Annotated in this window: 12 protein-coding genes; 9 read left to right on the top strand and 3 right to left on the bottom strand. The window is 66.7% G+C overall.

The genetic code is table 11. The features are described 5' to 3' along the window. The first annotated feature begins 25 nt into the window (after positions 1–25). The 4 genes from BMY29_RS02800 to BMY29_RS02785 all read left to right on the top strand — a co-directional run bounded on the left by BMY29_RS02800 (position 26) and on the right by BMY29_RS02785 (position 2,996). Complete coding sequence (locus tag BMY29_RS02800; protein ID WP_049989858.1) at positions 26–265, top strand: hypothetical protein; 240 nt, start codon at positions 26–28, stop codon at positions 263–265. Positions 266–389: 124 nt separating this feature from the next. After that, positions 390–1,076 carry a potassium channel family protein gene (locus BMY29_RS02795; RefSeq protein WP_049989859.1) on the top strand — a complete coding sequence of 229 codons (687 nt, stop codon included), beginning with the start codon at positions 390–392 and terminating at the stop codon, positions 1,074–1,076. 151 nt (positions 1,077–1,227) lie between these two features. Then, complete coding sequence (locus BMY29_RS02790; protein ID WP_049989860.1) at positions 1,228–2,778, top strand: TrkH family potassium uptake protein; 1,551 nt, start codon at positions 1,228–1,230, stop codon at positions 2,776–2,778. After that, the gene (locus BMY29_RS02785) at positions 2,775–2,996 is read left to right on the top strand and encodes a hypothetical protein (RefSeq protein WP_049989861.1); all 222 of its coding nucleotides are present in this window, start codon (positions 2,775–2,777) and stop codon (positions 2,994–2,996) included. The genes BMY29_RS02790 and BMY29_RS02785 overlap by 4 nt, the downstream gene beginning before the upstream one ends. Before the next feature lie 44 nt (positions 2,997–3,040). On the opposite strand, the gene trkA is transcribed toward BMY29_RS02785, so the two are convergent. Then, positions 3,041–4,372, bottom strand: coding sequence for a Trk system potassium transporter TrkA (gene trkA, locus BMY29_RS02780; protein WP_049989862.1), 1,332 nt, complete (start codon positions 4,370–4,372; stop codon positions 3,041–3,043). A gap of 359 nt (positions 4,373–4,731) precedes the next feature. On the opposite strand from trkA, the gene BMY29_RS02775 reads away from it, so the two are divergent. From BMY29_RS02775 to BMY29_RS02760, 4 genes are all read left to right on the top strand, one after another. Next, positions 4,732–6,084 (top strand): ribonuclease J, encoded by a 1,353-nt coding sequence (locus BMY29_RS02775; protein WP_049989863.1) that lies wholly within the window; start codon positions 4,732–4,734, stop codon positions 6,082–6,084. A 1-nt stretch (position 6,085) separates the two neighbouring features. Next, positions 6,086–7,138: a geranylfarnesyl diphosphate synthase gene (gene idsA3 / locus BMY29_RS02770; RefSeq protein ID WP_049989864.1), complete on the top strand. Its 1,053-nt coding sequence runs from the start codon at positions 6,086–6,088 to the stop codon at positions 7,136–7,138. 424 nt (positions 7,139–7,562) lie between these two features. After that, entirely contained in the window at positions 7,563–8,726 is a 1,164-nt protein-coding gene (locus BMY29_RS02765) for an aspartate-alanine antiporter-like transporter (protein WP_049989865.1), read from the top strand. 228 nt (positions 8,727–8,954) lie between these two features. Continuing rightward, positions 8,955–10,694, top strand: a complete 1,740-nt coding sequence (locus BMY29_RS02760; RefSeq protein WP_049989866.1) for a glutamate--tRNA ligase — start codon at positions 8,955–8,957, stop codon at positions 10,692–10,694. Positions 10,695–10,837: 143 nt separating this feature from the next. On the opposite strand, the gene BMY29_RS02755 is transcribed toward BMY29_RS02760, so the two are convergent. After that, positions 10,838–11,323, bottom strand: a complete 486-nt coding sequence (locus tag BMY29_RS02755; protein ID WP_049989867.1) for a DUF456 domain-containing protein — start codon at positions 11,321–11,323, stop codon at positions 10,838–10,840. 85 nt (positions 11,324–11,408) lie between these two features. Here BMY29_RS02755 and BMY29_RS02750 point away from each other — a divergent pair, with 85 nt between their 5' ends. Next, a complete protein-coding gene (locus tag BMY29_RS02750; RefSeq protein WP_049989898.1) occupies positions 11,409–12,155 on the top strand; it encodes an SDR family NAD(P)-dependent oxidoreductase in 747 nt (248 codons plus the stop codon). A gap of 56 nt (positions 12,156–12,211) precedes the next feature. Here the strand turns inward: BMY29_RS02750 and tmcA are convergent, their stop codons facing one another. Further along, entirely contained in the window at positions 12,212–14,500 is a 2,289-nt protein-coding gene (gene tmcA, locus BMY29_RS02745; protein ID WP_049989868.1) for a tRNA(Met) cytidine acetyltransferase TmcA, read from the bottom strand. Positions 14,501–14,762: the final 262 nt, after the last annotated feature.

Below are 14,762 nucleotides of genomic sequence, written 5' to 3'. Positions count from 1 at the left end.
ATACGTTTCGCGCCTAGAAAGAATTATGAGCGTTCGACTGCCGAGCGTCCGCGACCCGCACTCGTTTTACGACGTGTTCGGCGTCGTCGCCGCCGCAGTGACCGTCATGGCGCTCGTCTTGGCCGTCCGATACGGGACCGTCGTTCGCATCGAGATGGCCGTCCTCGTGACGCTCGTCTTCCTGTGGGCGATCTGGGCTATCGAACGCATTCTGAAACAGTCCGAAGCGCAGTCGAAGCGACGACGGTCGCCGTGGAATCGATAACGGCGGGGACGATGACGGCCGCTCGCCATCCGACCGACCCGGCCGATCGTCGCGTGCGAACCGGAGGCAGGACCTGCCTATCGAAGCGATATATTTTCAATGGGAACGCAAGAAACCCGAAGTAATGTATATTATCGTCGTCGGAGCGGGCGATATCGGCGTTCCGCTCATCGATATCGCGACCAGCTCGGGCAACGAAGTCGTTGTCATCGAGACCGACGCCGAGCGCGCGGATCGGGTCGCCGATGAGTACGACTGCCTGGTCCTCAACGACGACGCGACGTCCCACGAGGCCCTCTTAGACGCCAACATCGAACGGGCGGACGCGCTGATCAGCACGACCGATCGGGACGCGACCAACATCATGGTCTGTCTGCTCGCCCAGGAACACGAGGTGCCCGCGATCGTGTCGGTCGTCCACGATCCGGACCACATGAACGTGTTCCGCCAGATCGGCGTCAACACGATGCAGAACCCGCAGGAACTCATCGCCGAGTACCTCTATCGGGCGGTTGCCCGACCGGCGATCGTCGACTACATGCAGATCGGCGAGGAGGCCGAGGTGTTCGAAATCGAGGTTACCGAGAACGCTCCGATCGCCGGCACGACCCTCGTCGAGGCGGCCGAGGACGGACTGCTCCACGACGAGGTCCTGATCGTCGCGATCGAACGCGAGGGCCAGGATCCGCCGATCACCCCGCGCGGCGAGACCGAGATCGAAACGGGCGATTTAGTGACCGTCTACTCCGGGTTCGGCGCCGATCCCGAACTCACCGACGTGTTCGGTCACCCGGAAGATCGGTTGCAATGAGTCACCTATCGAGCGAGCGGATCGTCCGGTCACAGCGACTGCGACCGCGATCGCCGCTCCGACGCCGTCGAGCGCCGCCGCGCGTCGCGTCCGAACCGTTTCATCAACGTTTCGATGTGTATATGAACGCGGCTCCGGCAGTGAGCGATACATGAACGAGGCGATAGAAACGATCGGTCGCGACCTGGGACGCATGTTCGAGGCGCTGGCCGGCCTCCTGTTCGTCTCGCTGCTCGTCCCGCTCGTCTGGGGCGAGTACTGGGCGATTCCAGCCCTGCTCGTCTCCGGCCTGGTCCCGCTCGTCATCGGCTACTACCTGACGCGGCGGTTCCGCCAGGCGACCAGGCCGGGCAAACTGCACGGCATGGTCATCGCCGCGATGGGCTGGTTCTGCGTCGCCGTGTTCGGCTCGCTGCCGTTCTATCTCATCGCGTGGACGGTCGAACTCGGCGTGCCGGCGCTTGGCACCCCGTCGCAGACGGCGACGCTGGCGGCCTTTACCGACCCGCTCAACGCCCTGTTCGAGAGCATGAGCGGCTTCACCGGTACCGGGTTGACGATGACCGACAACGAGGAAGTGCTACCGCGCACGCTGCAGTGGTGGCGCTCGTTCATCGAGTGGGTCGGCGGCGTCGGCGTGATCGTCCTCACGACGGCGATCCTCGCCAGGCCCGGCAGCGGGTCGCTGACCCTCTACAAGAGCGAGGCCCGCTCCGAGCGGATCCACCCGAGTATCGTCTCGACCGTCCAGACGATCTGGTGGATCTTCATCCTCTTTACGTTCGTCTCGATCCTGGTACTGTGGGTCGTCGGGATGCCGATCTGGGAGGCGATCAACCACGGGATGACGGGCCTGGCGACCGGCGGGTTCTCCGTCACCGACGAGTCGATTGCGACCTACGACAGCGTCGCGATCGACTTCGCGCTCCTCCCGATCATGCTGCTGGGGAGCATCGCCTTCCCGGTCCACTACCTAATCCTCCAAGGTGACCTGCGGAACCTCTATACGGACCTCCAGACGCGGTGGGTGTTCATCTACATGAGCGCTGGGACGCTCGTCCTCACCGCGTTCGTCTACGCCGCCGGCACGTACGACTCCCTGTTCTCTGCGTTCCGGTACGGCTCCTTCCAGTTCGTCTCGGCGGCGACCTGCGCTGGCTTCCAGACCGCCGTCGACGCGACCAACGTGGCGCTCGGCCGATGGCCGGCCTACGCCCAACTGACCGTGACGGCCGGCATGATCGTCGGCGGCGCGGCCGGGTCGACCGTCGGCGGGATCAAGCTGATCCGGGCGCTCACGCTGCTGAAAGGCATCCGATTCCGCATCGCGGACGTCTTCTATCCCGAGACGGCCGTCCGGCGACTGGACATCAACGGTCGGCGCCTCTCCGAACGGGAGCTGCGCCAGGAGTTCGAGGAAGCGGCGATCATCGCTGTGTTGTGGTTCCTGTTCCTCGGTCTCGGCATGTTCGTGCTCCTCCTGATCCTCCCGCCTGGCGAGTACACTCTCGAGAACGTCATCTTCGAGGTGGCCAGCGCCCAGGGTAACGTCGGCCTCTCGGCGGGCATCACCGGCCCCGACTCGCTGCCGACGCTCGGCAAGGTCATGTTCCTGTTCAATATGTGGATCGGCCGCCTCGAGATCATCCCCGTGCTGGTGACGCTGCGGGCGCTCTTCAGCCGCGGAGGGCTGTACCGATGAACGTCGACGACGTGCCGATCGTCGGCGAGATTCTCGAATCGGGCGCCGAGGATCGGGTCTTCGATTCGCTGTTGCTCGTCGGGCCGTTCCTGATCGTCCTCATCGCGATCGTCGGTCGGTCGCCGATCACGAGCGCCATCGCGATCGCGTATCTCCTCTTTTTCGTCGCGTACGTCCTTTATCGCGGGCTCCGCCACGAGGACCGGAATCGGAGCTAAGCGACGAAGACGGACGGGGACGAGGACGGGGATGGGAAGGACGCTCAGATTAGGTCGACGACCTCGTCGAGGACGGCCGCGTCCACGAAGACGATCACGTGATCGCCAGGCTCGACGGTCGTCGAGCCCCGCGGCGTGATGTGCTCGCCGGCCCGAGAGATCGCGCCGATGACGACTCCCTCGGGAAGTTTGTTCGTCGCAGCGGCGATGTTCTGGCCGACGAGGACGCTCTCCGGCGCGACCTCGATCTCGATGACCTCCGCGCGGTCGTGTTCGAGCATGGCCACCTTCTCGGTGTGGTCGGTCCGGGTAAAGCGGACGATCTCCTCGGCGGTCTCCTCGCGGGGATTGATCGCGACGTCGACGCCGACGGTCTCGAAGAGGTCGGCGTACTCCGGGGTCTCGATGATCGCGACGGTCCGATCGACGCCGAGACGATCGGCCAGCAGGGAGACCAGCAAGTTCTTCTCGTCGCTGTCTAGGGCGGCGATCACGACATCGGCCTCGTCGACGTGCTCGCGGGCGAGGAAGTCGGCGTCGGTCGCGTCGCTCTCCATGACCATCGTGTTCGGGAGCGCCTCGGCGACCTCGCGTGCCCGGTCGTGATCCCGCTCGATCAGCCGCGGGCGGAAGCCGTGGTCCTCGAACTCGCGGGCGGTCTGGTAGCCGATCTCGCTGGCGCCGACGATGACGACCTCCTCGGCCTCCTCGGGGGCCGTGGCGACCTCGTCGGCGAAGTCGTTGATCGAGTCGGGGCTGCCGATGACGACGACCCGGTCCCCGCCCCGAATGACCGTGTCGCCGCGGGTGACGAGCATTTCGTCGTCGCGGAAGAGGGCGGCGAAGGTCAGCGAGTCGTAGCAGTCGGCCTCGCTGACGGTTCGGTCGGCGATCGGGCTGTCGGTCGGAATGTCGAACTCGGCCATCCGTATGAGCCCGCCGGCGAACGTGTCGACGTCGTGCGCGCTCGGCAGCCCCGAGATCCGGAAGATCGTCTGGGCGGTCAGCAGGTCGGTACAGACCATGAAGTCGACGCCGAACGCGCCCTGTGACCCCTGCCAGGTCTCCAAGAGCATCCGGCGGCGCACGCGGGCGATGGTGAACACGTCGGTCGCGGCCTTCGCGGCGCCACAGACGACCGCGTTGGTCTCGTCGTTGTCCGTACACGCGATGACCAGGCCCGCCTGTTCGAGGCCGGCCTCGCGGAGCGTCTCGAGGTCGGTTCCGTCGCCGTGAATCGTGAGGACGTCCAGCGAATAGGTGAGTTCCTCGGTGACGGCGGCGTCCCGATCGACCACGACGACGTCGTGGGTCTCTTCTAAGTTGGCTGCGATCGATCGGCCGACCTCGCCGGCTCCGACGATGATCACGTACACGACGGTCCCTCCGGAATCATTGCTATTCCCGGCGGTTTTCGAGCGATCGGCAAATGGATTTCGATGCGAGAACGGCTGTAGCATCGCGTCGACGGATAGAGCGAGGGCGGTGTGAGCGGTGGCGCCGCGACGGGCAGGCTAACCCACGGTGTTTTTAAGACCTGGGCGTGTACGGGGAACTAGCGAAACCCGCGGGCAAGTGCGTTCGGGCTCACGATGTCGTGTGCCGACCGGAGGCGGTTGTCTCCAGAACGCATAGCGGGATGGCCGACGCGCTGTAAGACGCCGGGGCCGCACAACCGGGAGTCCGCGGACCGTTTCGATGAGAGTCCATAACGCGGCTTTCAGTACAACGAATCATGGAAATCGAAATCGCAACCATCGGCGGCTACGAAGAAGTCGGACGGCAGATGACTGCCGTCCGTGCCGGGGACGACGTCGTCATCTTCGACATGGGTCTGAACCTCTCGCAGGTTCTCATCCACGACAACGTCGAAACCGAGCGGATGCACAGTCTCGATCTGATCGACATGGGCGCAATCCCCGACGATCGGGTCATGAGCGACCTCGAGGGCGACGTGCAGGCCATCGTGCCCACGCACGGCCACCTCGACCACATCGGCGCCATCTCCAAGCTGGCCCACCGGTACAACGCGCCGGTCGTCGCAACGCCGTTTACGATCGAACTCGTCAAACAGCAGATCGAGGGCGAGCAGAAGTTCGGCGTCGAGAACGATCTGATCAAGATGGAGGCCGGCGAGACGATGTCGATCGGCGACTCCGGCCAGGTCGACCTCGAGTTCGTCAACGTCACGCACTCGATCATCGACGCCATCAACCCTGTCCTCCACACGCCCGAAGGTGCGGTCGTCTACGGGCTGGACAAGCGCATGGACCACACGCCCGTCATCGGCGACCCGATCGACATGAAGCGGTTCCGCGAGATCGGTCGCGAGGGCAACGGCGTCCTCGCCTACATCGAGGACTGTACCAACGCGAACAAGAAGGGGCGGACGCCCTCCGAGCGGGTCGCCCGCGAACACCTCCGTGACGTTCTCTACAGTCTCGAGGACTACGACGGCGGACTCGTCGCGACGACCTTCTCGAGTCACATCGCTCGCGTGAAGTCGCTCGTCGAGTTCGCCGACGACATCGGCCGCCAGCCCGTCCTGCTCGGTCGGTCGATGGAGAAGTACTCGGGCACCGCGGAGCGGCTCGACTTCATCGACTTCCCCACCGACCTAGGGATGTTCGGCCACCGCAAGTCCGTCGACCGCACGTTCAAACGCATCATGAACGAGGGCAAGGGCGACTACCTGCCCGTCGTCACCGGCCACCAGGGCGAGCCCCGCGCGATGCTCACTCGGATGGCCCGCGGCGAGACGCCGTACGAACTGGACGACGGGGACAAGGTCGTCTTCTCCGCCCGCGTCATTCCGGAGCCAACCAACGAGGGTCAGCGCTACCAGGCCGAGAAGCTGCTGGGCATGCAGGGCGCTCGCATCTACGACGACATCCACGTCTCGGGCCACCTCAACCAGGAGGGCCACTACGAGATGCTCAACGCACTCCAGCCCCAGCACGTCATCCCGGCCCACCAGGATATGAGCGGCTACTCGAGCTACGTCAACCTCTGTGAGGACGAGGGGTACAAAATGGGCCGTGACCTCCACGTCACGCGCAACGGAAACCTGATCCAGCTAGTCGACTGATATGACGAGCCCCGAGGCACGTGAAGAGGCGGTGCTCGAGGCGGTCCGTCAGCGCCGCGAGCTGGTCAACGATGCGATTCCGGAGGAGTTGCCGATCAAACGGCCCGAACGGCTCTACGAGGCGTCGCGTTATCTGCTGGACGCAGGCGGGAAACGGCTTCGTCCGACCGTCCTCCTGACAACCGCGGAGGCGCTGGCCGACGTCGAGTCGCTCTCGGCCGAGTACCGGTCGTTCACGCCGCTCGACGAGAGCGGTCCGGTGGACATGATGGCCGCCGCCGTCAGCGTCGAGGTCATTCAGTCGTTCACGCTGATTCACGACGACATTATGGACGACGACGATCTCCGCCGGGGTGTCCCGGCCGTCCACGAGGAGTACGACCTCGAGACGGCCATCCTCGCTGGCGACACGCTGTACTCGAAGGCCTTCGAGATCATGCTCGAGACGGGTGCCGAGCCCGATCGGATCGTCGAGGCTCTGGACGTGCTCGCGACGACCTGCACTAAGATCTGCGAGGGACAGTCGCTGGACGTCACCTTCGAGGAACAGACCGACGTCTCCCCCGACGAGTACCTCGAGATGGTCGAGCAGAAGACGGCAGTGCTCTACGCCGCCTCGGCGTGTCTCCCCGCGATCCTGCTGGGAGCCGACGACGAGACCATCGACGCCCTCTACGGGTACGGACTCGACATCGGCCGCGCGTTCCAGATCCAAGACGACGTACTCGACCTGACCGTCCCCAGCGAACAGCTGGGCAAACAGCGAGGCAGCGACCTCGTCGAGAACAAACAGACGCTGATCACCGTCCACGCCCGCGAACAGGGCGTCGACGTGGATAATCTGGTCGACACCGACGACGTCGACGCGGTCACCGAGGCCGAAATCGACGACGCCGTCGCCGAACTGGAGACAGCCGGCTCGATCTCCTACGCCAACGACACCGCCAGCGACCTGGTCGCCCAGGGGAAAAACCGACTCGAAGTGCTGCCGGACAACGAGGCCCGCGATCTGCTCTGTGAGCTCGCGGATTACCTAATCGAACGCGGGTACTGATTCTGCCGGCGGTCCGACGGTCGGACTTCGGGGCGAAATTCGCGCTTCCTCGTCGTCGTTCGCCGCTCTCGGAGAGCGCGCCAACCAGCAGGGCTACTTTGAACTCGGGTCAGGTTGGCGAATGGATTAATTATTTCAATTATTTCGAATATTAGTGGGCATTCAACCCCAATATCGTTCCTATCGATTAGGAATCGGGCATCTCGTTATCACCCTCGGTACCTGACGTGGCGCTGAGGAGGATCAGAATGATGCCTCACCGATATCCTGCGACAGGGACACCATTGACTGTCGGTCGCACCGACGTCGGTCATCGACCACAGCGGACTCTCCGCCTGGTTCGGGACCGTGAGTCTGGACCGGGCGGCCGAAACGTGACGATCGGGCGCGCCGACACGAGTAAACTGGATCGGGGACTGTGACAGTGGCCGTGATAGAGTCGATCGCCAGTAACGGAATCTTCGTGTTATCCCTCGCGGTCGTCGCGGGAATGGCCTTCGGACGGCTCCGGTATCGCGGAATCGCGTTCGGCGTTGCCGGACCGCTGTTCGCCGGGTTGATCCTCGGACACGTTGGTCTCTCCGTTCCGGAGCCGTACTTCGGGCTGACCCTGGCACTGTTCGTCGCGTCGGTCGGCCTAATTGCGGCGGAAGACATTTCCGGCGTCATCAAGACGTACGGGCCGTTTTTCATCGTCCTGGCGGCGGTCATGACCGCGGTCGGCCTGGCCCTCACCTACGTCTCGGCGACGGTCCTGTTTGCCGACGCCGAGACGGCGCTCATCATGGGGTCGTTCACGGGCGCGCTCACGAGCAGCCCCGGCCTGGCCTCGGCGATCGAAGCGCTTCCCGCGGCCGCTCGGGAGCCGTACCAGATCGGCCACTCCATCGGGTACGTGGTCGGCGTCGTGCTGATCGTCGTTTTCAACCAGTTGTACCCGCAACTCGCCGGGCTTGACATGGACGCCGAGAAGCGGACGTACGAAGCCGACGTCGGCGGGAACGCGGACGAGCGCGCGGACGTCTCGCGAGTGACGTTCAGCCTCGTCGGGTTCGGTCTCGTGCTCGCGATCGGCGTCGTCATCGGTTCGATCCCAATTCCGATGGGACCGCTCGGCGCGCCCACGCTCGGGACGACCGGCGGCGTCATCATCGCCGCGCTGGCGCTTGGCTATCGCGGCACGATCGGCCCGATCACGATGCGCATGGATCGCGACGTGCTCTCCGAACTCCGGACGCTCACGCTCGGACTGTTCCTCGCGGTCGTCGGCGTCGACGCCGGCGCGGGATTCGTCACCACCGTCTCCGACTACGGCGTCCAGATCGTCGCCGCTGCCGCCGTCAACAGCCTCGCCGCCATCGTCGTCGGCCTGGTGATCACGCGAGGGCTCTGGAATCAGGACTGGATCACCGCGGCCGGCGGGATCTGCGGCGGCCACACCGATACGAAGGGCCTCGCAGCCGCGATCGACGCGACGGACGCCGACGAAGTCGGCGCGGCGTACGGCAACGCCTACCCCTTCGCGCTCCTATTCATGGTGTTCTACGCGAAGGTGCTCGCGCTGATCGTGCCGGTCGCCGTCGGCTGATCCCGTCGACGGCCAGGCGTCGAGACGGAGCGGTGCAAGCAGGATAGCAAGACGATGAGCGGGCTCGTGGGCTGGTCCGCGAGCGGCAGCGTCGGCTGCGCGAACGCTCGTCACGCACTCGCGGCCCGGCGACCGGACGCGAACCGCGCGGTTGCGGCCCTCACGTCCCCGACGAGACGACACTGCGAATCGCGAAGGTTTTGGGCCGGGCGCGAATACCGCCCGGTAATGAACGACGAGTTGCGTGATCGCGTCGAGCGCGAGGCGGAGAAGCACGCGCTGTTGAACGCCGTCAAACACGAGAGCGACGCCGCCGTCGGCGCCGTCATGGGGCCGCTGATGGGCGACAACCCCGACTTCCGCGAGCACTCCGACGCCGTGCCGGGGATCATCGGCGGCGTCGTGAGTCGGGTCAACGACCTCGACTACGAAGAGAAACGAGCTCGCCTCGAAGATCTGGCGCCCGAGGAACTCGCCGAGATCGAGGCTGAGGACGAGGCGGACGAGCACGACCTTCCCGAACTGCCGAACGCCGACGAGTACGACGAGATCCGGATGCGGTGTGCGCCGAACCCGAACGGCCCCTGGCACGTCGGCCACGCCCGGATGCCCGCCGTCATCGGCACCTACCGCGAGCGCTACGACGGCTGGTTCTGCGTCCGGTTCGACGACACCGACCCCGAGACCAAGCGACCCGATCTCGGGGCCTACGACGCGATCCTGGAGGACCTCGAGTACCTCGGGTTCGAGCCCGACGAAGTCTATCGGGCCAGCGACCGCCTCGAGACCTACTACGACCACGCCCGCGAACTGATCGACCTGGGCGGGGCCTACACCTGCTCGTGTTCCGGCGACGAGTTCTCCGACCTGAAAAACAGCGGCGAGCCGTGTCCCCACCGCGACAAGGACGTCGACACCGTTCGCGAGGAGTTCGAGGCCATGGTCGACGGCGAGTACAGCAGCGGCGAGATGGTCCTGCGGGTCAAGACCGACATCGAACACAAGAACCCTGCCCTGCGCGACTGGGTCGCCTTCCGGATGATCGACACGCCCCACCCGCGCGAGGAGGCTAGCGAATACCGCTGCTGGCCGATGCTAGACTTCCAGTCCGGCGTCGACGACCACCTCATCGGCATCACCCACATCATCCGCGGGATCGACCTCCAGGACTCCGCGAAGCGCCAGCAGTTCGTCTACGACTACTTCGACTGGGAGTACCCCGAGGTCGTCCACTGGGGTCACGTCCAACTCGACGACTACGACGTCAAGGTGAGCACGTCGACCATCTCGGAGCTGATCGAGACGGGCGAACTCGACGGCTGGGACGACCCGCGCGCGCCGACCCTCAAGAGTCTGCGACGGCGCGGTATCCGCGGCCAGGCCATCGTCGACGCGATGGCCGGCCTGGGCACCTCGACCAGCGACGTCGACCTCGCGATGAGTTCGATCTACGCGAACAACCGCGAACTGATCGGCGACGAGACCGACCGCCGGTTCCTCGTGCGCGAAGGCAATCAGATCCCCCTCGCCGGCGATCCGCCCGCGGAAGCGAACCCGCCGCTACACCCCGACCACGAGGATCGTGGCGTCCGCGAGATTCCGGTCGGCGACTCGGTCCTGCTCGAGCCCGAAGACCTGCCCGAAGAGGGGGCGGACGACCGCCGCATCTGGCTGAAGGGCCTGGGCGGGTTCCGCTTCGCCGAGGGCATCCTCGAGTACACCGACGACGACATCGACGTGGTCCGCGAGGAGGGCGTCGACGTGATCCACTGGGTCCCGGCCGGCGAGAGCGTCCCCGTCCGCATGCGGACGATGGACGGCGATGTGTCCGGGCGCGCGGAGCCGGGCGTCGGCGACCTCGATCCTGACGAGATGGTGCAGTTCGAGCGGGTCGGCTTCGCGCGTATCGATCGACACGAGAGTGACGGCGACGGCGAAGAGACGGTCGCGTATTACGCACACCCCTGAGCCGACGCCGATCGATCCGCAACTGCCGCTATCTGCCCCGGTGCTCGCGCTCGCACTCTTGAATTCGATATCCGATATTCGTTATTCGATTTTCGACCTTCGATTTGCGGTCCGTCGCCAGGCGCTGAGACTGCGGGGGACAATCAGAACAGGATGACCGCGACGACGAACCCGAACAGGATCGCCGAGGTTAGCAGGACCTGGATCGCCGTCGACGCGAGGACGCCGACGGTCGTGTAGACGGCCGAGCGGGTGCTGCCCTCCAGTTCGCCGTTGCGGACGAACTCGAGGACGAAGACGGTGCCGAAGAGGCCGACGAGCAATCCCAACGGGCCGGTGACGACCATGAGAACGATTCCGACGACGGCAGCGGCCGCGGTCGTCACCCACGACGCGCCGCCGGCCCGCGCGGCGATCGAGCCGCCGAAAAACTCGACGATGACGGTCAGGGAACCTAAGAGAGCCAGAACGACGAGGGTGATCGTTCCCGGTTCCGTGAACCCGGAGCCCCACCAGTAGAGGCCGAGTCCGGCCAGCGAAAGGAGGCCGCCGGGGATCAGCGGGACGACCGTGCCGACGACGCCGCCGACGAGCAGTGCAACCGCGAGGACGGTGACCGCATCGACCATACGAGACGCAACGACCGATCGCCTCAAAGCCGTATCGCCGGCGGTCGACCAGCACGGTTATACGCCGGTCGGAAAAGGTGACTGTATGACACGGGGAGCGATACTCGTCGGCGCGTCGTCGGGCATCGGCGAGGCCCTGGCCCGTCGGCTCGCCGCCGACGGCTACGAGGTCGGCCTGGCGGCCAGGCGAACCGAGCGGATGCGACGGATCGGCGCGGAACTGCCGACCAAGGCCTCCGTCGCGACGATGGACGTCACGGACACCGCGGACGCCCGCGAGGGGTTTTTCGAACTCGCGGCGGCGATGGAGTCGGTCGATTTGGTCGTCATCAGCGCCGGCGTCGGGGAGCTGAACCGCGAGCTCGCGTGGGAACCGACGCGGCGGACGGCCGACGTCAACGTCCGCGGATTCGCCGCCATCGCGACGGCCGCGATGCGGTACTTCGAGGCGACGGCCGACCGCGCGAGCAAGGGCGAGCGCGACGGCGCCGGGCACCTCGTCGGTATCTCGTCGGTCGCGGCCCACTTCGGAAACGGCAGCGCTCCGGCGTACAACGCCTCGAAGGCCTTCGTCACGACCTACCTCGAGGGGCTGCGCAACCGCCAGGCGGACCGCGACGCGGACGTGACGATCACGACCGTCGAACCCGGGTTCGTCGACACCGACCTCTCGATGGGCGGATTCTGGGAGTGTTCGCCCGAGACGGCGGCCGAGCAGATCGCTCGCGCGATCGAAAAGAAGCGAACACACACGTACGTCACCAGGCGGTGGCGCCTGGTCGTCTGGTTCCTGAAGGCGATGCCCGAGCGGCTGCTTCGACGGCTGGTCTGACGCTCGCTCGTCGGCTCCCCGCTCGGAAAACCGCCGCTCCCGCGTTCGGCGGGGCGCTACGGGTCGTCGGCGAACCGCTCCCGCACCTCGAGCGCCGCGTCCGTTCCGTAGCGGTCGACCAGCGGACGGAACGCGTCGCCGAGCGCCTGCATACACTGTCCCGTCGAGGGGTAGTCGAGGAACTCGGCGACGGCCGGCCAGGCGCGGCTCTGAAGCGCGCGCAAAATGAGCAGCCGTTCCTCTCGAGCCGTCAGGTCGACGGCGGCGGGATCGTCGACGAAATATCGGACGACGAGTGCGCGGAACGGCCCCGGATCGACGTCGAACAGTCCCGGCCCGTAGGCGGCGCCCGCGACGACACGCCACTCGTGGTCGGTCAGGTCGAGCGGCGGGCCGGCCCCCGAATCGACCGACCGGAGCACCGCGCGGCCGACGTCGGGGTCGAGGTCGTCCAGCGAGTCCGAACAGAGCGCGGCGAACCGGCGGGCGAACCAGGCGGCGTGGCGATCGTGCAGCGCCCGGCCCGCGTCGCTCGTCGGGGCGAGCATGAGCGACGAGTACTCGCCGCTGGCGTCGTTGCGGGTCGTCGAGACGTGGACCGTCCGGTAGCCGTTCTCGCGCCAGAAGTCGAGTAAACCGGGCGTCGCGCCAAAGCCGGTGCCGAGCCAGTCCGCCGAATCCGAAAACTCCTCGCGCACGCGCTCGAGCAGCCGCGATCCGAGTCCGCGCGAACGGGCCGCGTGGTGAGTCGCGATGCGGACGACGCGCAGGCCCGCGGGCTCGCCCGCTGCCTCGTCGCGCAACTGGCTGGTCAACACATCCGGGAGCATGTTCCCGCGCACGCGACCGCCCTCGTACATCATCGCCCGCGTCTCGTTCGAGAGGGCTCCTTCGCGCGCGAGCAGCGCGACGCTGACGACGTGGCCGTCGCGGACGAGCGCGCGGGCGGTCAGGTTCGGCGCGTCGAGCAATCGCGCCAGGTCGTTCGGCTCGGTCCGGTAGTGAGCGAGCACGAGCAGCCCGAAGGCCTCGCGGAGCAGGCGCTCGTCGGCGAGCAGGTCGTCGGGCTCGAGGTGCCGGTAGTCGACGTTCTCGGGCGCGGCGTCGGCCACCAGCGGTTCGACGGGCGGACGAGCGTCGAGCAACAGCGCGCGGAAGGCCCACACCTCGACGGGGTCGCCGGCCGCGTACCGGATCGGCTCGACGAGCGTGCGGTCGGTCACCTCGTGATCGCTCTCGGCGAGCCGGTCGCGAAAGCGGACCGAGAAGCCCCGGCCGGCGCCCTCGTAGCCGTGGATCGTCGTCGCGAACGCGACGCGATCGGCGGCGAGCAGCGACTCGAGGGTCGCGACCGGGAGGGCGGCAGCCTCGTCGACGACGACGATATCGGCCGACTCGAGTTCGTCGACAGCCGCGGACGGCTCGCGGAACCGAACGGTCCCGCCGGCGGGCGTTTCGATCCGGCGGGACTCGACCGTCAGCGGGTCCCATCCCTCGGTGTCTCCATCGGCGCCATCAGCCGCGAGCGCCTCGCAGAGTTCGCCCGCCCGATCGAACAGTTCCCGCGCGTTCCGCGCCGCGGGCGCGGTCACGAGCACGTCCTCGCCGTCGGCGGCGAACGCGCCCGCGGCCAGGCCCGCCGCGCTCGACTTCCCGCGCCCGCGGTCGGCCTCGAGCACGACCGCCTGGTCGTCCGCCGCGTCCGACAGCGACTCGAAGGCCGCGACCGCGTCGGCCTGGTCGGCCGTGAGACAGGCTTCGTAGGCGGCGGCCGGAAAGCGGCGGTCCGCGGGCGGCGCCGGCACACCCGTCGCCGGACGCGGGGCCGGATGCGTCAGCCCGTCGTCTTCGACCTGCCCACGGTCGAGGTCGACGATCGCGATCCCGCGGTGGGCGCGAAGCGTCTCGACCAGGCGGCGTTTGAACCGGCCGGTGACGTCGGTCAGTTCGAACGGCGGGACGGCGAGCGACGCGTCGAACCCGCCGCGGCGGTCGGGCCATTCGTCGAGCGGCGGCGTCAGGAAGAGTAGGAGGCCGCCGCCGTCGACGGCGCCGACGACTTTTCCGAGCGCGTTCGGTCGGAGTTCGTCGTGGGCATCGACCGCGATCACGTCTCGGGTCGTCCCCAGAAGTTCGCCCGCGTTGGCCTGGGAGAGCTGCTCGCAGCGGAGCCGGTCGTCGGGGCCGACGAGCGACGTTTCGGTGATCGGAACGGGGAGAGTATCGAGGATCGACGCGAGGGCGTCGTAGCCGCGTTCGCGGTCGCCCGCGAGGGCCAACAGCCGCCGCTCGCCGACCTCGGTCGCTTCGTCGCGGAGGGCGGTCGCGACGTCGACGACGTTCATACGGGCCGTTGGAACCGCGGGCCGTAATAGTACCCGTTCGTTCCCCGCGGGCGAGTTCGGACGGTGATGATCGGTGCGTCGATGGATGACGCAGCCGAAAACGTCCCCTAGTTCGGTTTCAGCGAGTCCAACGGTTCGTTCGCGGAGCGAGCGGACGGTCGGGAGCGGCGCTTCAGCGGGCCGTCAGATGACCGGACGGCAGCCCGATTGTTCGATCGGAAACAGTTGCTGAAACGCGGACGATCGGAGAACTCCATTGTAC

This window comes from Natrinema salifodinae, from assembly GCF_900110455.1.
Classification (GTDB): Archaea; Halobacteriota; Halobacteria; order Halobacteriales; family Natrialbaceae; genus Natrinema; species Natrinema salifodinae.
The sequence above is the reverse complement of the archived record's forward strand: the minus strand, read 5'-3'. Positions and strand labels throughout refer to the sequence as shown.

What these genes read in the sequence shown, in the direction of transcription:
- BMY29_RS02795 (WP_049989859.1), top strand. Translation starts at nt 390, where the DNA reads ATGTATATTATCGTCGTCGGAGCGGGCGATATCGGCGTTCCGCTCATC.
- BMY29_RS02755 (WP_049989867.1), bottom strand. Translation starts at nt 11,323, where the DNA reads ATGGTCGATGCGGTCACCGTCCTCGCGGTTGCACTGCTCGTCGGCGGC.
- BMY29_RS02760 (WP_049989866.1), top strand. Translation starts at nt 8,955, where the DNA reads ATGAACGACGAGTTGCGTGATCGCGTCGAGCGCGAGGCGGAGAAGCAC.
- BMY29_RS02775 (WP_049989863.1), top strand. Translation starts at nt 4,732, where the DNA reads ATGGAAATCGAAATCGCAACCATCGGCGGCTACGAAGAAGTCGGACGG.
- BMY29_RS02785 (WP_049989861.1), top strand. Translation starts at nt 2,775, where the DNA reads ATGAACGTCGACGACGTGCCGATCGTCGGCGAGATTCTCGAATCGGGC.
- BMY29_RS02750 (WP_049989898.1), top strand. Translation starts at nt 11,409, where the DNA reads ATGACACGGGGAGCGATACTCGTCGGCGCGTCGTCGGGCATCGGCGAG.
- tmcA (WP_049989868.1), bottom strand. Translation starts at nt 14,500, where the DNA reads ATGAACGTCGTCGACGTCGCGACCGCCCTCCGCGACGAAGCGACCGAG.
- idsA3 (WP_049989864.1), top strand. Translation starts at nt 6,086, where the DNA reads ATGACGAGCCCCGAGGCACGTGAAGAGGCGGTGCTCGAGGCGGTCCGT.
- BMY29_RS02790 (WP_049989860.1), top strand. Translation starts at nt 1,228, where the DNA reads ATGAACGAGGCGATAGAAACGATCGGTCGCGACCTGGGACGCATGTTC.
- BMY29_RS02800 (WP_049989858.1), top strand. Translation starts at nt 26, where the DNA reads ATGAGCGTTCGACTGCCGAGCGTCCGCGACCCGCACTCGTTTTACGAC.